Here is a 26,945-nt window from a genome sequence, read left to right as displayed (position 1 = left end):
ATACAGCGGCGGCTCACTACGTAAAATCGGCACGTTGCGCCGACAACAACCGCTGCAAATTTGCCTGTTTTACGTAGTGCCGTTTCGCGCTCGGCGCCACGCTTGAGCAAGTCAATCAAGGCAGATAACGCGCCGACATGAACACACCGGACCCTGCACTTGCGACCGCAACCAGCCCTCGCATCAACTGGCAGCAGGCCAAGCGTCAGGCCAGCATCGCCAGGGTGGTGGCGCTGCTGCAAGGCGCCGACGAGCAACCGATTCGCTTGTCCGACCTGTGCCGCCAGGCCGGGGTCAGCGAACGCACCTTGCGTTCGATTTTCAAGGAAGTGTTCGGCGTCGGGCCTAATCGTTATCTGCATGTTCGTCGTTTGCACCTGGTGCGTGCGGCGTTGTCGATCGCCAATCCGACTACGCAAACGGTCAGCCAGATCGCCCTGCGCTTTGGCTTCTCCGACAGCGGGCGGATGGCCGCCGATTACCATCAATTGTTCGGTGAATATCCGAGCAAAACCCTGTTGCGGACCTTGCTGTGAAGCTGGCCGTGATACTGGCTATAAGTGGCTCAAGGCCTTGGCGGCTTTCAGCGATTGCGCCGGCAGCGTGCCGAAATACTGTCGATAGAGGCTGGCGAACCGACCGAAATCCCACACGCCGAAGCGTGCGCAAATGTGCGTGATGGTGTCCTCCGGCCCGGCGTGGCGGATGGCTGCGCGGATCGCGTGCAAGCGGCGGATCATCAAATAGCGATGCGGGCTCATGCCGAGGTATTCGTTGAAAACGTTGCGCACCGTGCGCTCTGACGCGCAGGTCGCCTGGCAAATGTCTTCGGTGTACACCGACTGGATGTCCAGGGTGTCGAGCAGTTCCAGCGCGCGGCGCAGGATGTCTTTGTGGTCGCGGTTGTGGCGCGGCGCCGCGTGCACCGGATCGACCGGCAGCAACAGGCGAAACACCACGCCCATCACCTCGGTGCGCGCGGCTTGCTCCGCCGCGTCGGTGTGCAGCGCTTGCGGTGCGTGGGCGTCGATGTGAAACAGCCGCCGCGCCAGCCATAACAATGGGCCGAGGTGGCGCTGGGCATTGCTCACCAGGTTGCGATGCAGCAGCGAAAAGTCGAATTCATCCTCGCGGATCGCCGCCCAGCGCAACACCAATTCGCAGGACATCGCCACCGTCAGCCAACTCGCCGGGCTCTTCGCGTTGATGTGGAACATCGCGTTCGGCACCATCCAGCCGACCCGCCGGTGGTTGAAGGCATGGCCGTCGACCACGGTCGATTCGTGCGCGGTCAGCGGCACGAAAATATTGAAGTAACCTGGCAGGCCGATCCCGGTGTAGACCGTGCCCGCGCCCTCGCGGCCGCTCATCAGCGCCACGCCATTGAGGTCGACGACGTTCAGTTGCCAATCGCGCTGCTGCCGCGTGCGCAGCACATAACGACCCTGCACGCCGTATAAAGCCTCTTCGAACTCATCGAATTCCGAGCAGATCAACTGCACCATCGACGCACCTCAATGATCCCGGACAGTAGACGGCAGCCTCCATGCCAGTTCGGTCCAGGTCATCAGCATAGACGACGAAAACGGCAGGCCAAGCGACGGCCCATGCCGCCCATCCGCCCGCCGTTTTCAATGGATCAACGGTTGAGGTATTCGCTGGTGGAAATGACCGGCGCGTAGCCGAATGCGAGTGCCGCCATGAACGCCGCGTGCACCTGCGCGGCGGGCACCTTGACCCCGTTGAACTCCATGTCCAGCGTGGCGCAGGCATCGTGCAGCACGGTGGTGGTGTAGCCGAAATCCACCGCCGCGCGGGTCATGCCGTCGACGCACATGTGGCTCATGTTGCCGACCACCACCACTTCGTTGATGCCGTGCTGATCGAGGATGTCCTTGAGCTCGGTTTCGCGGAACGAGTTGATGTAATGCTTGAGCACCACTGGCTCGTCCTGACGGTTTTTCGCACTTTGGTGGATCTGTGCGCCTTCGCTGCCGGGGCGGAAGAACGGCGCGTTGGCGTCCTTGAATTCATGGCGGATATGCACCACCAGATCACCGCGCTCACGAAACCGCTCGATGACCCGCGCGGCTTGTGCGGCGGCCTCCTCGACCTGCGAAAGCGCCCAGCGGCCGCCGGGGAAATAGTCGTTCTGGATATCGACGACCACCAATGCTTTTTTGTTGGAATCGCTGCTGCTCATGAGTGTTCTCCACGTAACGGATTGACGGGTTGACGGGTTAACGAGAGCCAGGTGAATTCAAAGAACGCTGCGCAAGTCGGTCTCGGTCTCGGCTTCGGGTTCGACCGTGCTCGGGCTCAGGTTCAAGGCTTTGGCCACGCCGGCGCCGTACGCCGGATCGGCTTTGGCACAGTTGTCGATGTGTCGCTGTTTGATCATCTGCGGCGCATCGCCCATGGCCCGCGCCGTGTTGTCGAACAGCAATTGTTGTTGCAGCGAGGTCATCAGGCGAAACAGCTTGCCGGGTTGCTCGTAATGGTCTTCGACGAGGCTCTGGTCCCAGTGCCCGGCATCGCCGTCGAGCGGCAAGGTCGGTTCGTGCAGCTGCCGGTGATCCTGCCATTCGCCGAAGCTGTTGGGGTAATACGACAGGGTCGAGCCGAGGTTGCCATCGGTGCGCATAGCGCCGTCGCGGTGGTAGCTGTGGAGCGGGCAGCGCGGCGCGTTGACCGGGATGTGATTGAAGTTGACCCCGAGGCGATAACGTTGCGCATCGCCATAGGAAAACAGCCGCGCCTGGAGCATTTTGTCTGGCGAAAAACTTACGCCGGGGACGATATTCGCCGGGGAAAACGCGGCCTGTTCGACCTCGGCAAAATGGTTCTCGGGGTTGCGATTGAGTTCAAGAATGCCGACCTCTTGCAGCGGGTATTCGCCGTGCGGCCAGACTTTGGTCAGGTCGAACGGGTTGTGCCGATGCGTGCGCGCCTGCTCTTCGGTCATGGTCTGAATGCACAATTTCCAGCGCGGGAAGTCACCGCTTTCGATGCTTTCGTACAAGTCGCGCAGATGACTTTCGCGATCGGCGCCGACCACTTGCGCCGCTTCGCCGTCGCTGAGGTTGGCAATTGTTTGCTGGCAAACGAAGTGAAATTTGGTCCACACGCGCTGGTTTTGCGCATTGATCAGGCTGAACGTATGGCTGCCAAAGCCGTGCATGTGCCGGTAGCTGCTGGGGATGCCGCGATCGCTCATGATGATCGTGACCTGATGCAGCGCCTCGGGCAGCAGCGTCCAGAGGTCCCAGTTATTGGTTGGCGAACGCAGGCCGGTGCGCGGATCGCGTTTGACCACATGGTTGAGGTCGGGAAAACGCAGCGGATCGCGAAAGAAGAACACTGGCGTGTTGTTGCCGACGATGTCCCAGTTGCCTTGATCGGTGTAGAGCTTGACCGCAAAACCGCGAATATCGCGCTCGGCGTCGGCAGCCCCGCGTTCGCCGGCCACCGTGGAAAAACGCACGAACGCCGGGGTCTGCTTGCCGATTTCCGCAAACAGGCTGGCCTTGCTGAAACGGCTGATGTCGGCGATCACGGTGAAGGTCCCGTAGGCGCCGGCGCCCTTGGCGTGCATGCGCCGTTCGGGGATCACCTCGCGGTCGAAATGGGCGAGTTTTTCCAGCAGCCAGATGTCTTGCAACAACGCCGGCCCGCGCGGCCCGGCGGTCTGGCTGTTAAGGTTGTCGATCACCGGGGCGCCGGTGGCGTGGGTGAGGTTTTTATCGTTCATGTGGGCGACCTCTCACGGAAAGGACTCAGTTCAAGCGAACGCATGATCCGAGAATGCCCAGCGCTGGACTACGTAAAAACGGCAAATAGTCGGGCATCGCGCGCGGGGTTGATCGGCGCAGTCTCGTGCGTAAGCTCGGGCGCAATAACGGCTAATCTGAATAGACCAGCCACACGGCCTCACACATTTTGGGGAACGAGATGATTGGAAAAACTGCGCGGCAGTGCTCGTCCTGGCGCCTGCCCTGCCTGATCGTCATCAGCCTGGCGCTGACGGCGGGATGTTCGAGCAAAGCGGGCTCGACCCAAGGTTCGAGCTGTTATGCCAAAGCCGTCCCGACGGCCGGCGAAGGAGGCTTGGCCTGGGGCGACAGTTTGCACATAGCGCGTAAAAAGTCCCTGGACAACTGTTACCGCTACGCCAGCCGCTCCGGTGGTACGCCGAAGACTTGCCAAGTGGTGCTGGCCAAATGCAAAAACTAGCCGAAAAGCGCTGAGTTTGAGCGCGGCGCCGCAAAAAACTGGAACCTCACCCGAGCCTGCCAATCAACCCTATATAGATTCAGGTTGAGGAAGGTGTGTGATGACGGCGAGTGAGGACTTGATGGACTGGAATTCACGCTGGCGAATAGCCAACGGGGTCGTCTGGTGCCGGACCTGCCACGCCCGGCAACCCGAAGTCGAGCGCCCCGCCGCGTTCGCCCATTCCCCCGGCTGCGGGCGCGCGCAGGAGCGGTGTGATCCGTGGGATGAGTTGGATGGGATCTGCAAAAAGTTCGACGACGGCGTCTGAGTCCTGCACCTGCTACCCATAGCGATTTGGGGCAAGCATGTCCTGCGCGAAAGTTTCCCGACGCAATACCTGCCCATTCAGCGCTAACCGCTCACCTTTCCAGCATTGCGGCCGATGTCTCTACCTCAGGGCATAGGAGCAATACAGATGAGAAACAATCAACCCGTCACGCAGCGCGAGGTCAGCCTCGGACCTCAACAAAAACTCATCTCGACCACGGATGCACGAGGCGTTATCACGTACTGCAACGACGCGTTTGTCGACATCAGCGGTTTCGACAAAGTTGACCTGATCGGCGCGCCGCAAAATATCGTCCGCCACCCGGATGTGCCCTCGGCCGTGTTCGCCCATATGTGGGCCGCGCTGAAGCTGGGCAAACCGTGGATGGGCATCGTCAAGAACCGTTCGAAAACCGGCGATCATTATTGGGTCAACGCTTACGTCACGCCGGTTTTTGAGGGCAGCCAAGTGGTCGGCTACGAGTCGGTGCGGGTCAAACCGACCGCCGAGCAAATCCGTCGCGCCGAAGCGCTGTATAAACGCCTGAGCCTGGGCAAATCTGCGGTCCCTGGCAGCGATAAATGGCAACCCGCCCTGCTCGCTGCCCTGCCAGTCCTGGCCATGGGCCTGGTGGGCACGTTGTGCGGCGCTTATCTGGGCATTGCTCCAGCCATCGCGCTGGCAGTTGCGGTGTCGGTGCCGATTGGTTTGTTCGTTTCGCGGCAGCAGAATCAAGGCGCGCTGCGTTTGCTGGACATGGCCGAAGCATCCACGTCCGATGCCTTGCTGGCGAAAATGTACAGCGACGAACGCGGCCCGCAGGCACGTCTGGAAACCGCGTTTGTCAGCCAGGCTTCGCGGCTCAAGACTTGCCTCACGCGCCTGCAAGACACCGCTGAACAATTGAATCAACTGGCCGGCCGTTCTGACGGTCTCGCCGCCGACAGTTCACGCGGGCTGGAACGCCAACGCGTCGAAACCGAGCAAGTGTCGACGGCGGTCAATCAAATGGCCGCGACCACCCAGGAAGTCGCCAGCCACGTGCAACGCACCGCCGACGCCACTCAGGAAGCCAACGTGCTGACCGGGCGTGGGCGCGAAGTCGCGCGCGACACCCGCGAGGCGATTCAGCGTCTGTCGGTGGTGGTCGGGGAAACCGGGGCGACGGTCGCGCAATTGGCCAGGGACAGCAACGAAATCGGCACCGTGGTTGACGTGATCAAAGGCATCGCCGACCAGACCAACCTGCTGGCGCTGAACGCCGCCATCGAAGCCGCACGCGCGGGCGACATGGGCCGGGGTTTCGCCGTGGTTGCCGATGAGGTGCGCCAATTGGCGCAACGCACCACCGAGTCGACCGCGCAGATCCACAGCTTGATTTCCAAGTTGCAGGTGTCGTCGAACAACGCGGTGAAAACCATGGAAAGCGGTCATCGTCAGGCTGAAGAAGGCGTGGCGTGGGTGCTTGAAGCGGACAAGGCGTTAGTCGGCATCAGTGAAGCCGTGGCCAATATTACCGACATGACCACGCAGATCGCCGCCGCGACCGAAGAGCAAACTGCGGTGGCCGAGGAAATCAGCCGCAACATCACCACCATCGCCACTCTGGCCGATCAGACGTCCGAACAGGCGCGGCATTCGGCCGAGCTGAGCAAGGAATTGACCGACACCGCCAAGACGCAATATTCGTTGGTTGAGCGCTTTAACCGATAAATCTTGCCGCCTCGATCCGGACCGCGCGGCAACAACAGGTTTTGCGCGTAAACGGGTCAAGTGCGGTGGTCGATCAAGACACCAGCAACGCCTGATGCACTTCAATCGAAGGCACCAAGCCGTCTACGCGCCGAGTGTCCAGCCAGCCTCGAGTCTTGGCGATGTCGAAAATCTGGCCCTGATCCATCAGGGCCAGAATCAAGTCATCGGACACTCGATAACGCCCGCAATCCGGGCAATCTCTTTCTTCCCAGGGGCCGTCGCACAGGATGCGCTGGGCGGCACCGACACAAATCAGACAATTCATCGCGATCACCTTGTTCTTGTTGTACACGATCCGTCGTGGGCCGCTTCGATGTGATCTTCACCGGCGAGCGATCAGTTATTTGCTCTCGTCAGCCTTGCCCTCCTGCATCTGAACGGAGGATTTGGTGCCGTCGGTGTTGTCCTTGGTTTCGTTGTTCGAGTTGTCGAAGCAACCGTGCAGCATGAACAAACTGCAAAAACCCAGGCTTACGTATAACTTTTTCATCAAATGACTCCTGTTAACGCAGCCCCCGAATGGGGCTTAACGCGGCTCCCGGATGGGACAGCCGTTGTGCTCCGCACGAAATCCGGCGGACATTTCATAGGATGGCTTACGAACGCGCATTACGCCTCCCAACGGTCAGCACCACGGTGTAGAAGGTTTTGCCGAAGATCGGGATTCGCGCCTGGCCTCGGGGTGTTACTTGTCTGTCGAAACCAACGGCTGGACGTTCAAAAATTCGCGGCAAACGGCGGACCGGCGGTTTGCCACTGAGCCACAACCGCCGACAATCTGAATTTTCCGCGTGCCACGGCGTCTGCTTTTTTAAGCAGTACTGGGTTGAACAACACTCGGTTCAACAGCAGCTAAAGGAGCAAACAAGCTTGGCCTATCTAGATTGGGTGCAGTGGCCGGCGATGCTGGTGACGGTACTGGCTGCGTGGTTGATCGGCTCGCAACGCCCGAAGCGCCGAATGACCGGGTTCTTCTGTTTCATCCTGAGCAATATTCTGTGGAGCATTTGGGGCTTTTATGCCGAAGCCTATGCGCTGATCGTTTTGCAGATTTGCTTGTGCTTGATGAACCTGCGTGGCTGCAAGAAAAACTTTCGTGGACAGTGAAAATCAGGACGCGCGATGGCCGAGCAAGTTCTTGCGAAAACCGCGCGCGTTCATCCCCAGCAACACGCATTCGAGCAAAATCAGCGCGTAAGCATCTGCATGTAGCCCCCAGATAACCCACAACGCATTGCTCGCGATAAAGCCCCAAAACGCGAACATCCGCCGCCGCGGGCGCTGCGAACCGACAAACCACGCCGACACCACCGTCACCACCATCGCTGGCCATTGCAACGCGTCGATCAGTTCTATGCTCACGGCGCTGCGCCTGCATTCATCGAAGGATTAAGCGACGCGCCGAGCGAGGCCAGATACTCGCCAAAACCGCCGCGGCATTTGAAGTCGCGACGTGCGCTGGTGACGACCGGGTTGGTTGCGGTCCAGACAATTCGCGCGCCGGTGCGCTCCAGATCGGCCACCAGGTGAACGTCTTCGTGTGCCTCCAGGTGCTGAAACCCTCCGGCGTTTCGATAGGCTTCGGCGCTCAAACCAAGGTTGGCGCCGTGGATGTGCCGATGATTTTCGACGAATTGGTAGAGCTCCAGATAACGTGAACGCACCGATTCGCCGTGGTCATTCCAGCTATCAACTTCGACCGTGCCGCACACCGCGTCAGCCTTGAAACCGAGCTGCCGGGCCAGCCAATCAGGCGGCACCACGGTGTCGGCATCGGTGAATGCCAGCCATTGCGCGCCGGCGCTGAGCAACTGCTGCGCGCCCGCCGCGCGGGCGCGGCCAACGTTCTGAAAGGTCACTTCCAGTTGCCCGACACTATGCGCCGCGACCCGCTGCGCGGTGGCGTCCGAACACGTATCCAAAACCACTACCACCGCCACTCGCTGGCCACACAGGTCAGCATGCTCGGCGGCACGCAGGACGGAGTGCAGGCAATCGGTGATGTGTTTTTCTTCGTTATGCGCGGGAATCACAACACCGATCATAAACGGCTCCTCGTTCAGGCGAAGTGGACGGTCTCCAGTTATCGACACTCGCCGTTAGAAGAAGGTTTAAACAATTTGCGCCGCTATTGTTCGGCGTCGTGACCGAAGAATTTTGCATCAAGCACCAGCTCGCGCAGCGGTTTCAGGCGTTGCTCGGCCAGATCGGCCTGGCGCAAGCATTCATCGGCATCGCCGCCGGCACCCGAAGTGCGTGCCAACCCGGCCATTTGCCGGAGCAACAGGATGCGTTCTTCGACCGCGCGCAAGGTGTCCCACAGCCCGGTATCGATGGCCGCGTTGACCTCGCAAATCAGTGATTTCATCGAGAACGCATGGCCGGTGTGGCAACGAAACCGCACGATCGGGCCTTCTTCGATCTGCACCAGCACGCCGTGACAATCCGGGCAGGTGAACTGCGAAACCTTGCCCAGGCCCATCACCCCCGCCTCCAGGCCGTTGCCCTTGAGGGAAATGATGTTCTCGATCAGATGCCGATCGCGCACGGCATGGCTTGGCTGGCCGGCAATTGGTTGGCCGACGGCGCTGGCGAGGGCATTGGCGAGCACTGCGATGGTGCCGACGAGGTCGATGTCGACGTGGGCGATGGCGCTTTCGGGCATTGAGCCGAGCATCGCTTCGGCCGGTTCCTGCACATACGTCAGGCCGCCGCGGTCCTTGACTGCCCACAGGCCGGCGGTGCCGTCGTCGAGCGCGCCGGAGAGGATCACGCCGATCACCCGCGCTCCGTAATTCACCGCCGCCGAACGAAACAGCACGTCCACCGCCGGCCGCGCGCGGCACTCTTTCGGCCCACGGGTCAGGCGAATCCCGGCCTCGGTCAACATCAAATGCCGGTCGGCGATGGCCACGTACACGGTGCGCGCTTCGATCCGCTGGCCATCCTGCGCCGCGACCACGCGCATCGCCGTGACCCGGCCAAGAATGCTGTGCAGCACGCTCGGCTCGTGCGCCGGGATGTGCAGCACCACCAGATAGGCCACGGGCAGGTCGGCGGGCAGGTTTGCGAACAGCGCGATCAACGCCTGCACGCCACCGGCCGAGGTGCCGATGACGACGATATTGCGCGCGCCTGCATCGAGTTCATTAGTCATGCCGTCTCCAATCTGTTTGTTTCAACCGCTTTGAACATTGGTTAACTCTAGTCACTCAACGCGCGCTGCTGGAAAAATGCCTGATCAGAGGCGGAAGAATTGCTGCATTGCCTCGGCCAGCAGGTTGACCGCTTCGTCGTCGCGCGACGCCGCCGAGCACATGAACACCACGTCGTGATCGGCGATCAGCGGCAAGCCGTCGAGGATCTGCATGTGCGCCGTGACCATCGCGCGGTCAATCAAGCTGATCGCCAGTCCGGCCTCGACGCAGGCCTTAACCGCCTGATTCGACGGACTTTCCAGCACCACCCGCGCCCGTCGCCCGTCGTGCTTGAGCGATTCGATCATCGCTTGCCGATACGGGCATTGCGCGGCGTGCACGGCCAGCGGCAACGGCTCCAGCACGGCCAGATTGTTGTTGATCGGACCGACCCAGACGGGCGTGGTCGCGACCAATAATTGCGTGTGTTCGTCGAGCTGGCCCTTGGGTTGCGCAATGACCGCGCAGTGCAATTTGTCGCGCTGCACCAGATCACGCAGCGCGTAACTCGGCGCGGTTTTCAGTTCCAGCACCACGTTGGGCCACGCGGCGATGAAGGTCGGGAGGATGTCGCGGATCACGTGGCCGGCATATTCATCGGGCACGCCCAAGGTGATGCGCCCGGCCAGATGGCTGCCGTGCAGGTCGGCGAGCACGCGGTCGTGGGTGCCGAGCAACGCCGTGGTGGATTGCAGCAGACGCTTGCCCAGCGCGGTCAGCGACACCGACTGATTGTCACGATTGAGCAAGCGCCCCCCCGCCACTGCCTCCAGGCGCTGAATGTGCACGCTCACTGCCGCCGGACTTTTGTGCAACTGTTCGGCCGCCGCGCTGAACTTGCCGATGCGCGCCACGGCGTGAAAGGTGCGTAGCAAGTCGATATCGAGAATGGCGGTCATGGTTCACTCTTTGTGAAGAACTTCTGCACTATATTTTGATTTATTAGATTAGCCAGCTTTCGTAGCCTGTGGCAATGAACCAGCCCCTACCGATTGTCTGCAAAACAAAACCCGCGACTGACTGGCGTCAGGCGATCCCCCTGCCCTTGCTCGAAGCGGCGTTGATCTTGACGTGGAGCTCGGGTTTTGTCGGCGCGCGCTTCTCGATTGATTACGCGCCGGCGCTGTTGGTGGTGTTCTGGCGCTGCGTGGTGGTGACGCTGATCCTGTTGCCCTTCGTCGCCCGACAGCTACGGCGAACCTCACCGGTGACATTGCTGAAAAACGCCGGTATCGGCTTGCTGGCAATGAGCGGTTACCTGTTTGGCGTGATTCAAGGGATTGCGCTGGGCGTGCCGGCCGGCCTCGCCGCGTTGTTCGCTGATTTGCTGCCGATGGGCATGGCGCTGCTCGCTGCGCTGGTGTTGCGCCAACGTCTGGTATGGCAAGTCTGGGCGGGATTGCTCGTCGGTTTGCTCGGCGTGGTGCTGGTTACGCACGGCGCGCTGGCGTGGGGCGATGCGCCGTTGTGGGCGTATGGCTTGCCGCTGCTGGGCATGTTGTCGCTGGCGGTGGCGACGCTGTGGCAGAAGCATCTGCCCGCCACGCAGTCGATGGATCTGCTGCCCAACCTGTGGCTGCAATGTTGTGTGTCGAGCGTTGCGTTCGGCGTCATCGAGGGTTGGCACGGCAGCCTCGCGCCGATCCCAAGCAGCGGCTTTGCCTTGAGCGTTTTGTGGACCGTCGGGCTGTCGACCATTGGCGGCTACGGCCTGTACTGGATCTGCCTGCGCCGCGCCAGCGCCACCCGCGTCGCGAGTATTTTGTACCTGAGCCCGCCGGTCACCATGCTCTGGGCCTGGGCGATGTTCGATGAACCGCTGTCGTGGCAAATGGCGCTGGGCATGGCGGTTTCTGCGGTCGGGATCTGGCTGGTGGTGCGCTCGGAGAATCGGCAAAAACCCTGAGAGGACACCAAACAAATCCACTATGCTGCGCTGACTTTCTGTTCGACTTGCTGTTCAACGTCAGCCTTACGGGCCAGGGCAATCATGATCAAACACACCGCGCGCTACGTATTTGCCCTTTCGGCGTTAGCCGCAATGAGCGCACCCGCACACGCCTCGACGTGGCAGATTTGCAGCCTGAATGTGCTGATCACCGAAGTGGTCAAACAGCCGTACCCACAACTGCAAGCGCGGGTGGTGAAAGTCAGTTCCCGGCAAGCGACGGCGGACTGCCCTGAAGAAAATGCGAGCCTGACGTTCACCCCGGAAACCAAAGACTATCAATCGACCCTGCCCCGCCGCCAATGGCCGAAAAAAGGCCAATCCGTGCAGATCGACTACCGCTATCTGGACGGTATCTGCAAGGGTGACGGCAACAGCTATCCGTGCCGTATCAAGCACTATCCATTGGTCGGTCGTTAGCAGGTGAACGCCGTCAAACCGTCGGTTGCACCGCCGCTGGTTGCCGACCTTTGAAGGCCAGCGAAAAACACAGAAAAATCACCAGCGCAAAACCTGCCGGGAACAGCCAGATGCTTTTCCAGTCGTGACTGCTGGCCGCAGCGTAATGGTCGGTGACCTGCCCGGCGACCCAGAAACCGATCAACATGCCCAAGCCGTAAGTCGCCAGAGTGATCAAGCCTTGCGCCGAACTTCTGAAGCGTTCCGGCGCTTTCGCGTCGGTGTAGATCTGCCCGGAAACGAAGAAGAAGTCGTAGCAGATGCCGTGCAGCGCGATGCCGGTGAACAGCATGAACGCCAGGTCGCCGTTGTTGCCGTACGCGAACAGCAAATAGCGCAACGCCCACGCGAGCATGCCCACCAACAGCGCGATCTTGATCCCGAAACGGTGGATGAACAACGGCAGCAACAGCATGAACAGCACTTCGGAGACCTGCCCGATGGCCATTTTTGCCGTGGGGTTGGTCACGCCGATTTCGGCGAGGAACGGGTTGGCATTCTGGTAATAAAACGCCAGCGGAATGCAGATCAGAATCGAGGCAATGAAGAACACCAGATAGCTGCGATCCTTCAACAAACCCAAGGCATCCAGACCGAGCATTTGCTTGAGACCGCCGCCCGCTTCAGCCTTCAACGGCGCGGTGCGCGGCAGCGTGAAGCTATAGAGGCCGAGCAGCAGCGAGGCAATTGCCGCCATCAAAAAAGTGTTGCGCAACCCACCGCTGGAAATCGCCGCTTGCGAGTCCCAGGCGAACACAAAACTGATGACCACGCCGGCGACAATCCAGCCAATCGTGCCCCACACGCGGATGCGCGAAAACTCCAGTGCCGGGTCGCTCATCTGCCGGAACGCCACCGAGTTGACCAATGCCAACGTCGGCATATAGATCATCATGTAGGCCAGCACGTACGGGTAAAACGTGGCGAAATCCGGCGCGCGATAAAGTTGATACAGCAACACGGCGCCGATCAGGTGCAGCACCGCGAGAATGCGCTCGGCGTTGAAGAAACGGTCGGCGATCAAGCCAATCACAAACGGCGCGATGATCGCGCCCCACGACTGCGTCGAAAACGCCATGCCGATCTGCCCGCCACTGGCGCCAAGATTGCTGGCGAGGAACGTGCCGAGGGTGACAAACCAGCCACCCCAGATGAAAAACTGCAGGAACATCATTGCGCTGAGTCGCGCGGTCATCGTCGTCATTCAAATCACCTTTTTATTGTTATTTTCTTTTCAAATCAGAGCCAGATCAGAGCTTTGTAGCCTGGCAATTTCAGGCGTCAGGCAACCCCAGCAAACGGCGGTTGGACGCTTCATCGGCCGAGACACCGGCGAAATCGTCAAAGGCCTTTTGCGTTTTGCTGATCATGTGCCGCTGAATAAACGCGGCACCTTCAGCCGCGCCCTGTGCCGAATCCTTGAGGCAACATTCCCACTCCAGCACCGCCCAGCCGCTGAAATCGTATTGGGTGAGTTTGCTGAAAATCGATTTGAAATCGATCTGGCCATCGCCCAGCGAACGGAAGCGCCCTGGCCGCTCGACCCAGCCCTGATAACCGCCGTAGACCCCGGAGCGCGCATCGGGGCGGAACTCGGCGTCCTTGACGTGGAACATGCGAATCCGCTCGTGGTAACGGTCGATGAAGCCCAGATAGTCCATTTGCTGCAGCAGCAAATGGCTCGGGTCGTAAAGGATCGCTGCGCGCGGATGGTGATTGACCGCGTCGAGAAAACGCTCGAACGAGGCGCCGTCGTGCAGGTCTTCGCCGGGATGAATTTCGTAGCAAAGATCCACGCCGGCCTCTGCAAAACAGTCGAGGATCGGCAACCAGCGCTTGGCCAGTTCGGCAAAACCCTGCTCGACCAAGCCGCTAGGCCGTTGCGGCCATGGGTAAATGTACGGCCACAGCAGCGCCCCGGAAAACGTCGCGTGCGCGGTCAATCCCAAGCGTTGACTGGCGCGCGCGGCGAGCTTCAATTGCTCGACCGCCCACTCGGTGCGCGCCTGCGGTTGACCGCGCAGATGCGCTGGGGCGAAGTCGTCGAACAGCGTGTCGAACGCCGGGTGCACAGCGACCAACTGGCCTTGCAGGTGGGTCGACAGCTCACTGATTTCGACGCCTGCCTGCGCGCAAATCGCCTTCAGCTCATCGCAGTAATCCTGACTGTCTGCCGCGCGCGCCAGGTCGATGAATTGCGTGCCCAAGGTTGGCAGTTGAATCGCTTTGTAGCCTTGCGACGCGGCCCACTGGGCGATGTTCGCCAAGCTGTCGAACGGCGCTTCGGCGGACATGAATTGCGCGAGGAAAATCCCCGGGCCGCGCAGGCCGGTCGGGGGTTGGACGATGTCGTTCACGGCAGGATTCTCCAGAGTCATGGGGTACAGACCAGATCGGTCCACTTGGCGTCACCGCGGTGGTTGGCGATCACCGTTTCGATAAACGCCATGCCGCGCAGGCCGACTTCGATGCCCGGCACGCCGGGCGCATCGTGGCCGCTGGTTTGCCCTTGGGCGTGGCCACGGATCGCATTGGCGAGGTCGCCGTAAAGGTTGGCCATGGCTTCGAGATAGCCTTCCGGGTGGCCGGCCGGCAAACGCATGCGCTGGCTGGCGGCGGCGCATAACCACGGCTGGCCGACGCCGGAACGCAACACGCGCATGGGTTGATCGAGGGCGCGGTGGATCAGGCTGGCGGGCTCTTCCTGACGCCATTCGAGGCCACCCTTGTCGCCGTAGAGACGAATCTTCAGCGGGTTTTCTTCGCCAGCGCAGACTTGGCTGGCGATCAACACGCCACTGGCGCCGTCGGCCATTTTGAACAGCATCGAGGCGTCGTCATCCAGTTGCCGCCCGGCGATGTGCACGCCCAACATCGCGCATAACTGCCGGATCGGTTGATCAGCGACAAATTCGGCGAGGGAAAACGCGTGCGTGCCAATGTCGCCAATGCAGCCGCCCAATCCCGACAACTCAGGGTTGTCGCGCCATTCGGCTTGCTTGTTGCCCTGCCCGGCCACATCCGCGCTGAGCCAGCCTTGCGGGTACTCGACGATCACCTTGCGCAGCGCGCCGATCACGCCGCTGCGCACCATCTCACGCGCCTGCCAGACCATCGGGTAACCGAGGTAAGTGTGGGCCAGCCCATACAGGCGACTGCTGCGCTGTACCACGTCTTTCAACGCAAGCACCTCGGCCAGATTCAGCGCCGCCGGTTTTTCGCTGAACACGTGAAACCCGGCGCTCAACGCCTGGCTGGCAACGGGTGCGTGCAGGTGGTTGGGCGTGACGATCACCACCAGTTGCATGCGCTGCGCTTCGGGCAGCGTGCGCTCGGTGTCGAGCATTTGTTGCCAGTCGCTGTAGCAGCGCGATGCCGGCAAACCCAGCGCCGCGCCGGTGTCCTGGGTGTTTTGCGGGTTGCGGCTGAAGGCGCCGCACACCAGCTCGAAACGGCCGTCGAGCCCGGCCGCCTGACGGTGCGCCTGGGCGATGAAAGCACCCTCGCCGCCGCCGACAAAACCCATTCGTATTTTTGCCACTGGCAGGTTCATCGCGTTGGTTCTCTTCAGAAGCGCTCGGTGGAAAGCGGCTGGTAACTGGCTATGATGTAACCGGTTACATCGTGGCGGAAATTTAGGCTGAGTTCGCCAAAGTGTCAAACCCCCGAGGCTAAAAAACCCGCACATTTCAGCGCAACGCCGACCTGCGGTAAGCTCGCCGGCCGCGCTGTTCGAAATCGAGGTGAGCTTGTCCAATATCCGTGAAGTAGCCCGACTGGCCGGGGTTTCGGTGGCCACGGTGTCGCGAACCCTGAAATCGCCCGAGCGCGTGCTGCCCGACACGCGGGACAAGGTCAACGCCGCTGTGGCGAAGGCCGGCTACCGACCGAACTTGATGGCGGTGCAATTTCGTTCACGGCGCACCGGCAACCTGGTGATTCTGGTGCCGGCGATTGCCAACGTGTTTTTCGCCCGGGTCATCAGCGGCGCGCAACAAGCGGCGCAAGCGGCGGGCTATCGACTGCTGCTGTGCGACACCCAGGGCCGTGAAGAAATCGAGCGCGAATTCGCCGCGCTGGTGTACGCGCACCAGGCCGACGGCGTGATCCAGTTGCGCGCCTACGACCCATTCGAAGCGTCCGCGCCCGACGCCGAACTGCCGCCGATCGTCAACGCCTGCGAAGTGATTCAGGGCGGCCGCCACCCCACCATCAGCCTCGACAACCGCGCCGCCGCGAAAGCCATGACCGAACACCTGATCAGCCTCGGCCACCGGCGCATCGGCCTGATCAAAGGCCCGAAAAGCAGCCCGCTGACCCGCGAGCGCGTCGCCGGTTACCAGGATGCATTGCGCGACGCCGGCCTCGCGTGCGACCCCGAACTGATCTGCCACGGCGACTTCAGTTTGCAGGCCGGCGACGACGGCGCGGCGGCGATGTTGCGATTGCCCGAGCGCCCTACCGCGCTGTTCTGCGAAAACGATGAAATGGCCATCGGCGCGCTGAAGCAGATCAAACAACAAGGCTTGCGGGTGCCCGAAGACGTTTCACTGGTCGGCTTCGACGACATCCCGTTCGCCGCTTACTGCGACCCGCCGCTGACCACCATCACCCAACCCGCCGAAGTCTTCGGCCAGAAAGCCGTGGAAATGCTCATCGCGCTGATCGAGAAGCAGCCGATTGCGCAGCGGCATGTGGTGTTGCCGTTCGAGGTGACATTGCGCGCGAGCACGGCGCTGGTACGGGTGAATTAATCCAGATGCAGAAATTTTGAATCCCCTGAAAAACCCGGGGTCACCTATAAGGAGAGCAAGAAGACGACAAAGCAGTGGAGGAATTTATGAGCCTTGCAATGACAATCTTCAGCATGATCGCGGCTTGGATGGCAGTAGCCTTGGCGATGTTGTGGGGAGTGCTGCGAATCGCACGCCGTTATCAACCACCTGTTGCAGTGAGCGTTTATCGCGAACGCCGCGCGCCGATGGCCCGAGGCTGGGCGGTCAGCCTGAGTTCAAATTGATGTACTGGCGCTGATGCACCCGACCACGCCTGACGGGCGTTATTTTGTGGTGAAAGGCCAGTTGTGGCGCTGCAGCAATCCTTCGCTGAGTGAAGCTGAGCGACAAGGTTGGGTCGACGAGCTGATGGCCGCGCGGCGCGAGGTCAAAGCGGCGAAAGCGTCTGGCGACCCTGCGCAGATGAAGGCTGCGCGGGCTCATGTGCAGACGGCTAAAGTGGCGCTCGGCGAGCGCGGGCCGGTTTGGTGGGCGGACGGTGAGCCTGACTTTAATCGGCGACAGGTGCGCAATACGCCTTATGCGGATTGGTTCGAGGCGGTTAGTGCCGATGTTTCCTCCAACGAGAAATCCCCCGCCCCGCTTAAAAAAAGAAACCCCGATCAATGACCGGGGTTTCTGAACTTGCCGCGTTAGTTTGTTAATTCGTAACTCTGATCAAAGCGTCCATTTCAACGAGAACATCACGTTGCGCGGATCGCCATAAGTGCCGCTGCCGCTGGCGGTCGGGATGCCCTGCCAGTATTTCTCGTCGAAGACGTTGTTCAGGTTGACCCGCGCGTCCCAGTGCTCGTCGATTTCGTAGCCGGCCATCAGGCCCACCACGGCATACGCGTCCTGCTCGGCGTGGCCAGTGCCGACGCGGCCGTAGGTCGAACTCTGCCCAAGTACGTTGGCGCCGATGCGAGCCTTTTCCAGGTTGCCCGGCAAGTGGTAGGTGGTCGCGGCTTTGAACAGGTGTTTTGGCTGGTTCGGCGCGAACAACTCACCTTTGTCGTAAGTGCGGTCCTTGACGTATTGGCTCAGCACCAAGGTGTACGCCGCCGAGGCTTGCCAGTTAGGCGTGAGTGCGCCGCTGATTTCGGTGTCGATGCCGCGGCTGCGGACTTCGCCGGCGGCTTCGTAGCAGGTGCGGTTGGTGGCGCGGCAGCTCGCCGGTTGGTCAGGAATCGCATAGGCGCGGTTTTCCTGGGTCATGTCGAACAGCGCAACAGAAGCGTTCAAACCGCCGTTGAAGTATTCACCTTTAAGGCCGATTTCGTAGCTTTCGCCAGTCATCGGGTCCAGCACGGCGCCGCTGACGTCTTGCTGGGTTTGTGGCTTGAAGATTTCGGTGTAGCTGGCGTAGACCGAGTACGTGTCGTTCAGGTCGTAGATGATGCCGGCGTACGGCGTGACTTCCTGGGTGACCTTGTAGTCGCCGGCGCCCGAGCGGTTGTCGTAGTCGTACCAGCTCAAACGGCTGCCGATGATCACGTGCAACGGGTCGATCGGGTTGAAGCGCGCGGCCGCGTAAATGCCTTGCTCGGTTGCGGTGTTGCGGCTTTCGTAGGGTTGGCGATTGGCGATGTCAGGCTTTTCAATCACGCTGTGATCGAAGTTGTAGATATCGACCGGCGTCGCCGCGTTCCAGAAACCACCCTTCTGATCGAACTTCTCCTGCCGACGGCTCGCGCCAATCGTCAGCTCGTGTTCGCGCCCAAACAATTGGAACGGGCCCGACAGCGAGCCGTCGAGGTTGGTTTGCACGTCGGTGGTGTCGTACTGACCCGAAGACTGGGTAAAACCGCCGCCGGCCGCCGGGTTCAAGTAGCTGGAGAAGGTGTTGGATTCGGCCCAGATCTTCGCGAACGCGAGTTTCGAGGTCCAGCCGTTGTCGAAGCGCGTGGTCAGGTCGGTGAACATCGAAACGCTGTCGCGATCCCAGTACGCCCAGTCGTTGCTGAGGAACGTCGAGCGCGGCAGGTTCAAGTCTTCGCCATTGCGCCCGGAAGGCAGGCTGCCCCAGTCGGAGGTGGCGTCGTCACGCTGCTTGGAGGCGCCGAGGGTCCACGTGGTCGAATCGCTCAGGTCCGCTTCCAGCACGCCGTAAAAGGTTTGGCGCTGTTTGTCGCGAACATCGATGTAGCTTTTATCGTCTTCATAAGCCGCGACGACGCGACCACGAAGGGTGCCGGCTTCGTTGAGTTTGTTCGAGGCGTCGACTTCAGTGCGGTAGCGATCCCAACTGCCGGCGCTGGTGGTGATGCTGACTTGCGGCGTCGCGGTCGGACGCTTGCGCACCAGGTTCAAGGTTGCCGAGGGGCTACCGGCGCCGGTCATCAGGCCCGTCGCGCCGCGCACCACTTCGACGCGGTCGTACATCGCCAGGTCAGCGCCGGTAATCGTATCGAGCGTGAAGGTGCTGAGGCTGGTCGGCAGGCCGTCGTACATCAGGTTATCGATGGTGAAACCGCGCGCGAGAAACTGCTGACGGTCGCCGCCGAACTTGCGCAGGGTCAGGCCGGGAGCGTATTTGACCACGTCGTTGACGTCGTTCATGCCCTGGTCATCCATGCGCTGGCGCGTGATGACGCTGACCGATTGCGGGGTCTGGCGAATCGACAACGGCAGTTTGGTCGCGGTGGTCATCGCGCCGGTGGTGTAGGAACCGGTGCCTTCGGTGGTGGAGCTGCCAGCGATGCCCGCTTCGGCGTTGATGTTCACATTCCCGAGGGTCAACTGGCCTGCGCCATCCTGGGGTTTTGGCGGTTCCGTCGGTGGGGTCTCGGCCATGACAACCGCGGAAAAGCTGAGCGCCAGGGCACCGGTGAACGTGGGTGTGAACGAACGAAGCATCTCGAAGATCCTGCAAAGGGAAAGGAGACGTATCGACTTTGCAGGCCAACCTTCAGGCGTGAGGCGCTTGATGCAGGGCAAAGGGTTTACGCTTGGCCCGGCATATTAACGAATCATTCTCATTTGTGAACAGCAATTGTTAACAAATGCGACAGTTTTGTATCTTCATGTGACACAACTGTCTCTGCCCTCACGGCGCTGCCTCTATTGCGCGGCTTGGTGTTAAATAGCGCACTGAGATTTCCCGGACGCTGGCATCCCACGCGGTGCACCCCGTCCCTTTACGAATAGCCAATTTGAGAGAACAACATGATCGAGGTCACCGAGGTTTCCATTGCCGAGCTGCGCGCTGCGCTCGAATCGGGCCAGACCACGGCGGTTGAGTTGGTGCAGGCCTATCTGGCGCGAATCGACGCCTACGATGGCGCCGACACCGCCACCGCCCTCAACGCCGTGGTGGTGCGCAACCCCGAAGCCCTCTACGAGGCAAAAGCCGCCGACGCCCGTCGCGTCAAAGGTCAAACGCTGGGCCCGCTCGATGGCATTCCCTACACGGCCAAGGACAGCTATTTGGTCAAAGGTTTGACCGCCGCGTCCGGCAGCCCGGCCTTCGCGGATCTGGTCGCCTATCGCGATGCCTTTACCGTCGAACGCCTGCGCGGCGCCGGGGCGATTTGCCTGGGCAAAACCAACATGCCGCCGATGGCCAATGGCGGCATGCAGCGCGGGGTCTATGGCCGCGCCGAAAGCCCGTACAACGCCGATTACCTGACTGCGCCGTTCGCCTCCGGCTCATCGAATGGCGCCGGCACCGCCACTGCCGCGAGCTTCGCTGCGTTCGGTCTGGCGGAAGAAACCTGGTCGAGCGGTCGCGGCCCGGCCTCCAACAATGGCCTGTGCGCCTACACGCCTTCGCGCGGGGTGATTTCGGTGCGCGGTAACTGGCCGTTGACGCCGACCATGGACGTGGTCGTGCCGTTCGCCCGGACCATGGCCGACCTCCTGGAAGTGCTGGATGTGGTGGTCGCCGAAGACACCGAAACCCGTGGCGACTTGTGGCGCATGCAGCCGTGGGTGCCGATCCCGAGCGTGGCTTCGGTGCGCCCGGCGTCGTACGCCGAACTTGCCGCGAAACCCGAAGCGCTGGCCGGCAAACGCCTCGGTGTGCCGCGTATGTACATCAACGCTGACGCTGACGCAGGCACCTCCGAGGCGCCGGGCATCGGCGGCCCGACGGGGCAGCGGATCAACACGCGTGAATCGGTCATCGCCCTGTGGAAACAGGCTCGTCAGGTGCTCGAAGCGGCGGGCGCTGAAGTGGTTGAAGTCGACTTTCCGCTGGTGTCCAACTGCGAAGGCGATCGTCCGGGAGCGCCGACCGTGTTTAATCGCGGCATCGTGTCCAAGGAGTTTTTGCACCACGAATTGTGGGACCTGACGGCGTGGGCGTTTGATGATTTCCTACGTGCCAACGGTGATCCGAAACTGAACCGTCTGGCCGACGTCGATGGCCCGCTGATCTTCCCGCACGACCCCGGCACCCTGCCCAATCGCGAGGGCGACTTGGCCGCGGGCATGGACGAATACGTGCGCATGGCCGAGCGCGGCATCACCCCGTGGGACCAGATCAGCACCGTGCCGGACGGGCTGCGCGGACTGGAGCAGACGCGCAAGCTGGATTTGGAAGACTGGATGGATCGGCTGGGACTGGACGCGGTGTTGTTCCCGACGGTGGCCGATGTCGGGCCGGCGGATGCCGATGTGAATCCTGCGTCGGCAGACATTGCCTGGAGCAACGGTGTTTGGGTGGCCAACGGTAATTTGGCGATCCGCCATTTGGGCGTGCCAACGGTGACCGTGCCGATGGGTGTGATGGCGGATATTGGCATGCCGGTCGGGCTGACGTTTGCCGGGCGTGCTTATGATGATTCGGTGTTGTTGCGGTTGGCTGCAGCGTTTGAGGCGACCGGGTCTAAACGCCAGATTCCGCCTAGGACCCCGGCTCTTTCCGCTGGCTAAACACACATCTGCAGCAACATAAACACCCTGTGGCGAGGGGGCTTGCCCCCGTTCGACTGCGCAGCAGTCGCAAAACCATTGCCCGCGGTGCAACTGACGGTCCGCGGTTGCATGTATCAGGGCCGCTGCGCGACCCAACGCGGGCAAGCCCGCTCGCCACAGGGTTGAGGTTGTCTTGGGGGATTTGCCTTCCAACCCCCGAAACTCGCGTTCAATTCACAAATTTAATGAACCCTGCCCGCCTTCGCCTACCTAACGACATGACACTCAGGAGGTGGCTAATGCAAATCGAATACGTCTGGATCGCGCTCGCGGCAGTACTGGTAATTATTGAATTGTGGGCAATCAACAAAGTGATCAAGAGCGGCAGCAAGGTCGACAACAAAGGCGTGTGGATCGTCGTGATCGTGTTTGTGCCACTGTTTGGCCTGATCGCCTGGGCACTCGCCGGGCCGAAACACAGCACCCACCGTGCGCAATAGCCGAAGCACATAAAAAACAGCCCCGTTAACCCGGGGCTTTTTTATGCCTGCTCAAATCTTTCCGCGAATATCAAACCTGTGGCGAGGGGGCTCGCCCCCGTTGGATCGCGCAGCGGCCCCAAAACCTCCCGCCACCCTCACCATCCCTGCCTACTTCTGCGCCTCACACTGACTGCGCAAGTCACTGTCACGAATATTGCCGCAGCTCTGACCGTTCTGCTTCGCCGCGCACAACGCACGCTGGTCATTGTCGGAAATATTGCCGCAGGAACCGCCGTTCATCTCGGCAACACATGCCGCTTTCAAATCCGAATCCCGGATATTGCCGCAGCTCTGGCCATTGTTTTTCGCCATGCAGTAAGCGCGCTGGTCGTTGTCGCTGATGTTGCCGCAGGAGCCGCCATTCATCTCGGCAACACACGCCGCTTTCAAATCCGAATTCTGGATATTGCCGCAGCTCTGGCCATTGTTTTTCGCCATGCAGTAAGCGCGCTGGTCGTTGTCAGCAATGTTGCCGCAACTGGCGAAAGCGTAACCACTGAACATCAATAAAACGGCAAGGACTAGTTTCATTTCACACTTCCATGATTGACCAGGAACAGCCTGGCACTGCTTTAACTGCATTGCTGAGCGCCGCGGAAGGCTATCAGATTGACATCAGCCGCAGGAGAAGTTCCGGAGACGGGGCTGAGTTGATAATGGTTTTTTGCGCGCCAGGGAAATACGTTTCGATACCGGTGAAATTGCTTGAATCAACGTCTGAAAATCTTGTAGGAAAACAGCCTCTGCGATGAGGGAGCTTGTGCGTATTGGGCTGCGAAGTGTCCGCGATGTTCTGTCGCCGATTTCCGAAGAGGGGTTGTAACGGCCGGTTTATAAGGGCGGCACGGGCTGAGGGTGCAAGATGGGTATCGCCACACTGGTCCTACAGGCCTTCTGCCGCCGGGTTGTGAGTGGGTGGTTGGGTACCTATATTCGATCCGTCGCTGACTCAATTGGCGATAGGGTTTCGCAGCCCTCAAAGAAGAGCACCAAATTCCGCCATGGTTATGGCGGTTGTGATTTTCTTTATCGAACTGATACCCCATGACAAATCAAAAACCGCCCCGCCGCTTCACCCCAATGTCCCAACTCGCAACCGACTACCCTGTGCTCCACATTGACGCCAACGCGCCCATCCGGGAACTGTACAACTGCCTCAGTGAACGCCTCAACGCCGTGCTCAAATACCTCAACCTCATGGCCTGCACCAGCCTCCCCGACTACGCCGAACACGACATCAACACCGTCACCAACATCGCGCGGATTTTGCTCCAGGATATTAACGACGTATTTCGCGTGATTGAGCAGCGCGGGTTTGATGAACCAAAACCGAAGTAACTAAATTCAAGTCAAAAAAACCCGCAGCTTTGCGGGTTTTTTGCGTGCACGCGTTAATCCATGGGCAACTTCTGTAATCGGATTATCCGAGTGACCGTAGGACGGTTCTGTTTTCCATCTCAACAATCAACTCAACAGATAAACCCCATAAACTCCTGTTTCCGAGCATCTCCTGATGCACGATGATCACCCACTAAAAGGATATATTCGTGGCGAGCATTAGTTACATGAGCATAACGGGTAACAGACAAGGTCTGATTTCCGCCGGTTGTTCCAGCATCAGTTCTATTGGCAACAAATGCCAAATCGGCCATGAAGACGAAATAATGGTGCTGGCCTACTCGCACAACATGATCGCGGGCAACGATGGCGGAACGTCAAATGGGCGGGGTCAACACATGCCCATCATGATCACCAAAAACATCGATAAAGCCTCACCACTGTTGGCAACCGCCCTGCACGAGCAAGAGGAAGTCGACTGCATCATCAACCTCTACAGAACCTCCCCGGCCGGCGGCCAGGATAAATACTATTCAATCAAACTGACCGGCGCACGAGTTGCCCACATCACACTGCAAGTCCCCCACGCCCTCCATATGAATGAAGCCCAACCTCAAGAACTGGTTTCCATTAGATACCGCGATATCAGCTGGACACATATCCATGCAGGCACAAGCGCATACAGTACTTGGGGCAACCAGAGTGAATGAGTCAACGTGCGACATCCATGACGTAACAAGAGCCGCGTCAGACCTGGTCGCGTTCGGTTGCACACTGGGCGCGACTCAGTTTTTCGATAGCTTCATGCAGATTCAATTCAGTTCGATTATTTCTTCTTATGCGAATGAAATAATCGCCGCGGTAGACGAAGGAATTATCAGTGCGCAGGAGGCCTTGCAAGAAATCAGATTGGAATACGCGGAGCTTTCTTCGAAAGCGCTTTTTTATGCTCAAAACGGCGCCGGGGTTATCGCAGGCGCTGTGCAACTGGAATCAGGAATATCCAAGCTAGGGAATACCAGAGGTTTGGGTCTGATAGCCGGCGGACCGTTGATTGCACATGGAGTTAACAATATCTATGAAGGGTTTGGAAATATTTACAATGGCCCTGGCGCACCCAGCGTCGTAGGCCCTATTCGCAAAATATACCAGGAGCAATTAGAAGATCCCCAGACGGGTAATATGGCTTACTACTCCGTCGACCTGTATGTATCGATCCAGGGGTTGACCAGTTTCGTCCGCAGACCCAATTCGGTGCAGTTGTTTGGCCGCGACCCACTCAATTATCAAATGGCCTATGAACAGCTAGGAAAGCCAGCACTGGCGTTCGAGGCGATTATGGATGGGATAACCACTACATCAATCATTAACGAAATTAATACAGCGAATGCTCTAACTGAAAACAAATAAAAAATGGTTCAGCGAGCCCGCCGAGAAGCTTTATTAAGAAAACTGAACACCATCAGAATTAGCGCAAAGAAAAAAAACAATATAACAGCCATTAACACTACAGGCATATGACTCACAACTTGTATTTTTTGAACTTGCGGAAGAAAAATCATCGTTCCAGTTGCTGAGCCAAGCACGATCCCAATCCAGGATCCCGGAAGGCTAAGATATTTTTCCTCCATTGTCCCGCCTAACCATACATTGCGTAGCCTGGGGATATAGAAAAACAATCCGCAAACGCTCATTATCAGGAATGCGACTACTTGGATCATCTGAAAAAAACTGCTATCCACTGAAATGAATTGTTTCACGCCTCCGACGATTATCACCGTATAAAATCCCGCACATCCAAATACCATGGAGCACACCCATATGTAATATTGAATATCTTTCATTTTCATCATGATCAACCTCCCACCCATCTATAATTGCAACTATTGTAAAAATTCGCAGCAGGGAAAAACAGGGTATCGTTTCGGTGCTGGATTTTAACCTTTATTAAACTATTTAAAGCAGAAAAAACACTCATGCCTGCAATATGGGAATGGTCTTACAGAATCAACCTACTCATCGGACACCCTTATTTGATCCAGCGGGCATGCTTGTCAGATATTTATCTTCAGCCTTATTTCAAAATACAAAAAAGCTACAGATCAATTCATTCAGATCGACCTGTAGAACTTTCGCATCAATTCAACCCACTAGCGTCGAATGCGAAGTGAGGATAGCTGTGTACGGCACGTCTGATGTCGAACATCTCAATCTCCATTAACCATCCGTGGACGGAGAACTAAAAAGCCCCGTCCATTGCTGGCGGGGCTTTGGGTAGCTGCGTCAAATCTTATGAACGCGTGACCTCAGGGCCCGCCGGAAGCGGTTATGCAGGTGCACATCATGTTCATCTGGCGTGTGTAGGTCATGGGTCGATAGTGTTTGGGATGGTCCAGGTTGTCAATTTTGGGGGCGAAATAAATGCGCTCCCTTTCCCTAACGAGCTTCAGTCCAGCAATGCAATTTTCTTCAATAAATCGTAAAGACCTTCAGGCACCAACGGCGATTCGTTCGTAAAGCTCGCGGATGAATGCCACGCCGCTGTAAAAGCAGCACCATCACTCTCTTGAGCATTCAAGTACGGCAGTTCGTACACAGCTGAATCCACAAACATCGCATCGTAAACTCGCACAATCTCGTGCCCAGGCTTACCGGCATACGTAAAGAGGCTTTCAAGCGTGCCGATCAATTGGACATCGGTGATCGGCAAATCGAGTTCTTCCTGCACCTCTCGCACAATGGCGTCGGCGCTGGTTTCGCCAAAGTCGATTCCTCCGCCGATGGGTCGGAAGAAGGTTTGTTTGGTGATGGGGTCGGTGAATTCGTTGACCAGTATCTTTCCATCGTGATGGAAGACACAGAGCGCTAGTGCGCGGATGCGGTGGGTAGCCATGCGGTAAATCCATTTACTTTGAAGGATGCCTGTAGCAACGGATGAAAGTCGCTACAGGTCAGTGTCCATTTTTGATATCAGAAGTTAGCTGGCGTATTCGCGCTGATAATTTCCGCTTCATCCTGGCCAATATTGCGAAACCGGTGCGGCAGTGTCGTTGGGAAGTAATACCCATCGCCGGCGTTCAGCACACTGATCTGCCCATCCACGGTCAACTCCACCGTCCCGCGCGTCACCAGCCCGCACTCCTCGCCTTCGGCGTGGACGATGGGTTCTTCGCCCGAGCTCGCGCCGGGCGCGTATTGCTCGCGCAGCAAGCGCATCTGCCGGCTCGGCACGGAAGCGCCGATCAGCAGCAATCGCAGGCCATGACGGCCGAGATCCGGTTGTTCATTGGCGCGGAACACGTATTGGTGCTCACGCGGCGGCTGGTCGAAGGTGAAGAAGTCCGCGAGGGACATGGGGATGCCTTCGAGCAGTTTTTTCAGTGAGCTGACGGAGGGGCTGACGCGATTCTGTTCGATCAGGGAGATGGTGGCATTGGTGACGCCGCTACGCCGGGCCAGCTCGCGCTGGGACAGTTTGTAGCTTTCGCGTACTAATTTGAGTCGTGAGCCCGTGTCCATGACAGCCTT

At 59.3% G+C, this 26,945-nt stretch carries 31 protein-coding genes and 1 pseudogene; 15 read left to right on the top strand and 17 right to left on the bottom strand.

Going from position 1 to position 26,945, the window contains the following annotated elements; translation table 11 throughout:
• Positions 1–137: 137 nt before the first annotated feature.
• Positions 138–536, top strand: coding sequence for a helix-turn-helix transcriptional regulator (locus BLU01_RS24730; protein ID WP_092280406.1), 399 nt, complete (start codon positions 138–140; stop codon positions 534–536).
• 18 nt (positions 537–554) lie between these two features.
• Here the strand turns inward: BLU01_RS24730 and BLU01_RS24725 are convergent, their stop codons facing one another.
• The 3 genes from BLU01_RS24725 to BLU01_RS24715 all read right to left on the bottom strand — a co-directional run bounded on the left by BLU01_RS24725 (position 555) and on the right by BLU01_RS24715 (position 3,751).
• A complete protein-coding gene (locus tag BLU01_RS24725; RefSeq protein ID WP_092280404.1) occupies positions 555–1,505 on the bottom strand; it encodes an AraC family transcriptional regulator in 951 nt (316 codons plus the stop codon).
• A 134-nt stretch (positions 1,506–1,639) separates the two neighbouring features.
• Entirely contained in the window at positions 1,640–2,203 is a 564-nt protein-coding gene (locus tag BLU01_RS24720) for a cysteine hydrolase family protein (protein ID WP_092280402.1), read from the bottom strand.
• 57 nt (positions 2,204–2,260) lie between these two features.
• Positions 2,261–3,751 carry a catalase gene (locus BLU01_RS24715; RefSeq protein ID WP_092280400.1) on the bottom strand — a complete coding sequence of 497 codons (1,491 nt, stop codon included), beginning with the start codon at positions 3,749–3,751 and terminating at the stop codon, positions 2,261–2,263.
• A gap of 200 nt (positions 3,752–3,951) precedes the next feature.
• On the opposite strand from BLU01_RS24715, the gene BLU01_RS24710 reads away from it, so the two are divergent.
• The 3 genes and pseudogenes from BLU01_RS24710 to BLU01_RS24700 all read left to right on the top strand — a co-directional run bounded on the left by BLU01_RS24710 (position 3,952) and on the right by BLU01_RS24700 (position 6,256).
• Entirely contained in the window at positions 3,952–4,233 is a 282-nt protein-coding gene (locus BLU01_RS24710) for a hypothetical protein (RefSeq protein WP_092280398.1), read from the top strand.
• Positions 4,234–4,657: 424 nt separating this feature from the next.
• A pseudogene (locus BLU01_RS28465) lies at positions 4,658–4,963 on the top strand (PAS domain-containing protein); the annotation flags it as partial.
• 201 nt (positions 4,964–5,164) lie between these two features.
• Positions 5,165–6,256 (top strand): methyl-accepting chemotaxis protein, encoded by a 1,092-nt coding sequence (locus BLU01_RS24700; RefSeq protein ID WP_456238999.1) that lies wholly within the window; start codon positions 5,165–5,167, stop codon positions 6,254–6,256.
• Between the two features lie 73 nt (positions 6,257–6,329).
• Here BLU01_RS24700 and BLU01_RS24695 read toward each other — a convergent pair whose 3' ends face one another.
• Positions 6,330–6,563 (bottom strand): hypothetical protein, encoded by a 234-nt coding sequence (locus tag BLU01_RS24695; RefSeq protein ID WP_092281737.1) that lies wholly within the window; start codon positions 6,561–6,563, stop codon positions 6,330–6,332.
• 75 nt (positions 6,564–6,638) lie between these two features.
• The gene (locus BLU01_RS27820) at positions 6,639–6,788 is read right to left on the bottom strand and encodes a hypothetical protein (RefSeq protein ID WP_167370451.1); all 150 of its coding nucleotides are present in this window, start codon (positions 6,786–6,788) and stop codon (positions 6,639–6,641) included.
• 380 nt (positions 6,789–7,168) lie between these two features.
• Between BLU01_RS27820 and BLU01_RS24690 the strand changes: the two genes are divergently transcribed.
• A complete protein-coding gene (locus tag BLU01_RS24690) occupies positions 7,169–7,405 on the top strand; it encodes a hypothetical protein (RefSeq protein ID WP_092280394.1) in 237 nt (78 codons plus the stop codon).
• A gap of 3 nt (positions 7,406–7,408) precedes the next feature.
• Here the strand turns inward: BLU01_RS24690 and BLU01_RS24685 are convergent, their stop codons facing one another.
• The 4 genes from BLU01_RS24685 to BLU01_RS24670 all read right to left on the bottom strand — a co-directional run bounded on the left by BLU01_RS24685 (position 7,409) and on the right by BLU01_RS24670 (position 10,394).
• Complete coding sequence (locus BLU01_RS24685; RefSeq protein ID WP_371927389.1) at positions 7,409–7,621, bottom strand: hypothetical protein; 213 nt, start codon at positions 7,619–7,621, stop codon at positions 7,409–7,411.
• 35 nt (positions 7,622–7,656) lie between these two features.
• Positions 7,657–8,343 (bottom strand): glycosyltransferase, encoded by a 687-nt coding sequence (locus tag BLU01_RS24680; RefSeq protein WP_092280392.1) that lies wholly within the window; start codon positions 8,341–8,343, stop codon positions 7,657–7,659.
• 83 nt (positions 8,344–8,426) lie between these two features.
• A complete protein-coding gene (locus BLU01_RS24675; RefSeq protein ID WP_092280390.1) occupies positions 8,427–9,455 on the bottom strand; it encodes a chemotaxis protein CheB in 1,029 nt (342 codons plus the stop codon).
• A gap of 84 nt (positions 9,456–9,539) precedes the next feature.
• Positions 9,540–10,394 carry a LysR family transcriptional regulator gene (locus tag BLU01_RS24670; RefSeq protein WP_092280388.1) on the bottom strand — a complete coding sequence of 285 codons (855 nt, stop codon included), beginning with the start codon at positions 10,392–10,394 and terminating at the stop codon, positions 9,540–9,542.
• A 74-nt stretch (positions 10,395–10,468) separates the two neighbouring features.
• Between BLU01_RS24670 and BLU01_RS24665 the strand changes: the two genes are divergently transcribed.
• Together BLU01_RS24665 and BLU01_RS24660 are read left to right on the top strand one after the other, a co-directional pair.
• Entirely contained in the window at positions 10,469–11,401 is a 933-nt protein-coding gene (locus tag BLU01_RS24665) for a DMT family transporter (RefSeq protein ID WP_092280386.1), read from the top strand.
• A gap of 135 nt (positions 11,402–11,536) precedes the next feature.
• Complete coding sequence (locus BLU01_RS24660; protein WP_197675570.1) at positions 11,537–11,863, top strand: hypothetical protein; 327 nt, start codon at positions 11,537–11,539, stop codon at positions 11,861–11,863.
• Between the two features lie 13 nt (positions 11,864–11,876).
• Here BLU01_RS24660 and BLU01_RS24655 read toward each other — a convergent pair whose 3' ends face one another.
• From BLU01_RS24655 to BLU01_RS24645, 3 genes are all read right to left on the bottom strand, one after another.
• Positions 11,877–13,106, bottom strand: coding sequence for a nucleoside permease (locus BLU01_RS24655; RefSeq protein WP_092280382.1), 1,230 nt, complete (start codon positions 13,104–13,106; stop codon positions 11,877–11,879).
• Positions 13,107–13,176: 70 nt separating this feature from the next.
• Positions 13,177–14,280, bottom strand: a complete 1,104-nt coding sequence (locus BLU01_RS24650; RefSeq protein WP_092280380.1) for a sugar phosphate isomerase/epimerase family protein — start codon at positions 14,278–14,280, stop codon at positions 13,177–13,179.
• Positions 14,277–15,455: a Gfo/Idh/MocA family protein gene (locus tag BLU01_RS24645; protein WP_373562298.1), complete on the bottom strand. Its 1,179-nt coding sequence runs from the start codon at positions 15,453–15,455 to the stop codon at positions 14,277–14,279. Before BLU01_RS24645 ends, BLU01_RS24650 begins: the two co-directional genes overlap by 4 nt.
• Before the next feature lie 196 nt (positions 15,456–15,651).
• Here BLU01_RS24645 and BLU01_RS24640 point away from each other — a divergent pair, with 196 nt between their 5' ends.
• The 3 genes from BLU01_RS24640 (at position 15,652) to BLU01_RS24630 (ending at position 17,307) form a co-directional block, all read left to right on the top strand.
• A complete protein-coding gene (locus tag BLU01_RS24640) occupies positions 15,652–16,656 on the top strand; it encodes a LacI family DNA-binding transcriptional regulator (protein ID WP_092280376.1) in 1,005 nt (334 codons plus the stop codon).
• Between the two features lie 86 nt (positions 16,657–16,742).
• Positions 16,743–16,922, top strand: a complete 180-nt coding sequence (locus tag BLU01_RS24635) for a hypothetical protein (protein WP_092280374.1) — start codon at positions 16,743–16,745, stop codon at positions 16,920–16,922.
• 13 nt (positions 16,923–16,935) lie between these two features.
• Positions 16,936–17,307: a hypothetical protein gene (locus BLU01_RS24630; RefSeq protein ID WP_092280372.1), complete on the top strand. Its 372-nt coding sequence runs from the start codon at positions 16,936–16,938 to the stop codon at positions 17,305–17,307.
• A gap of 48 nt (positions 17,308–17,355) precedes the next feature.
• On the opposite strand, the gene BLU01_RS24625 is transcribed toward BLU01_RS24630, so the two are convergent.
• A complete protein-coding gene (locus BLU01_RS24625; RefSeq protein ID WP_092280370.1) occupies positions 17,356–19,536 on the bottom strand; it encodes a TonB-dependent siderophore receptor in 2,181 nt (726 codons plus the stop codon).
• Positions 19,537–19,845: 309 nt separating this feature from the next.
• On the opposite strand from BLU01_RS24625, the gene BLU01_RS24620 reads away from it, so the two are divergent.
• Both BLU01_RS24620 and BLU01_RS24615 read left to right on the top strand, forming a co-directional pair.
• Positions 19,846–21,555 (top strand): amidase, encoded by a 1,710-nt coding sequence (locus BLU01_RS24620; protein ID WP_092280368.1) that lies wholly within the window; start codon positions 19,846–19,848, stop codon positions 21,553–21,555.
• A 281-nt stretch (positions 21,556–21,836) separates the two neighbouring features.
• On the top strand, positions 21,837–22,037 hold the full coding sequence (locus BLU01_RS24615; RefSeq protein WP_092280366.1) for a PLD nuclease N-terminal domain-containing protein: 201 nt from the start codon (positions 21,837–21,839) through the stop codon (positions 22,035–22,037).
• A gap of 150 nt (positions 22,038–22,187) precedes the next feature.
• Here the strand turns inward: BLU01_RS24615 and BLU01_RS24610 are convergent, their stop codons facing one another.
• The gene (locus tag BLU01_RS24610; protein WP_092280364.1) at positions 22,188–22,610 is read right to left on the bottom strand and encodes a hypothetical protein; all 423 of its coding nucleotides are present in this window, start codon (positions 22,608–22,610) and stop codon (positions 22,188–22,190) included.
• A 513-nt stretch (positions 22,611–23,123) separates the two neighbouring features.
• Here BLU01_RS24610 and BLU01_RS24605 point away from each other — a divergent pair.
• From BLU01_RS24605 to BLU01_RS24595, 3 genes are all read left to right on the top strand, one after another.
• A complete protein-coding gene (locus BLU01_RS24605) occupies positions 23,124–23,417 on the top strand; it encodes a fructose-bisphosphate aldolase (protein WP_092280362.1) in 294 nt (97 codons plus the stop codon).
• A 209-nt stretch (positions 23,418–23,626) separates the two neighbouring features.
• Positions 23,627–24,127, top strand: a complete 501-nt coding sequence (locus BLU01_RS24600; RefSeq protein WP_092280360.1) for an Hcp family type VI secretion system effector — start codon at positions 23,627–23,629, stop codon at positions 24,125–24,127.
• Positions 24,081–24,827 (top strand): DUF4225 domain-containing protein, encoded by a 747-nt coding sequence (locus tag BLU01_RS24595; protein WP_167370450.1) that lies wholly within the window; start codon positions 24,081–24,083, stop codon positions 24,825–24,827. Before BLU01_RS24600 ends, BLU01_RS24595 begins: the two co-directional genes overlap by 47 nt.
• Positions 24,828–24,835: 8 nt before the next feature.
• Here BLU01_RS24595 and BLU01_RS24590 read toward each other — a convergent pair whose 3' ends face one another.
• The 3 genes from BLU01_RS24590 to BLU01_RS24580 all read right to left on the bottom strand — a co-directional run bounded on the left by BLU01_RS24590 (position 24,836) and on the right by BLU01_RS24580 (position 26,936).
• A complete protein-coding gene (locus BLU01_RS24590; protein ID WP_092280356.1) occupies positions 24,836–25,270 on the bottom strand; it encodes a hypothetical protein in 435 nt (144 codons plus the stop codon).
• Positions 25,271–25,863: 593 nt separating this feature from the next.
• Complete coding sequence (locus BLU01_RS24585) at positions 25,864–26,310, bottom strand: NUDIX hydrolase (RefSeq protein WP_092280354.1); 447 nt, start codon at positions 26,308–26,310, stop codon at positions 25,864–25,866.
• A gap of 77 nt (positions 26,311–26,387) precedes the next feature.
• Positions 26,388–26,936 carry a cupin domain-containing protein gene (locus tag BLU01_RS24580; protein WP_008068184.1) on the bottom strand — a complete coding sequence of 183 codons (549 nt, stop codon included), beginning with the start codon at positions 26,934–26,936 and terminating at the stop codon, positions 26,388–26,390.
• Between the last annotated feature and the right edge of the window lie 9 nt (positions 26,937–26,945).

This window comes from Pseudomonas prosekii (assembly GCF_900105155.1).
In the GTDB taxonomy this organism is placed as follows: Bacteria; Pseudomonadota; Gammaproteobacteria; order Pseudomonadales; family Pseudomonadaceae; genus Aquipseudomonas; species Aquipseudomonas prosekii.
Note: the sequence above shows the minus strand (reverse complement) of the source record. Positions and strands in the feature narration are given on the sequence as shown.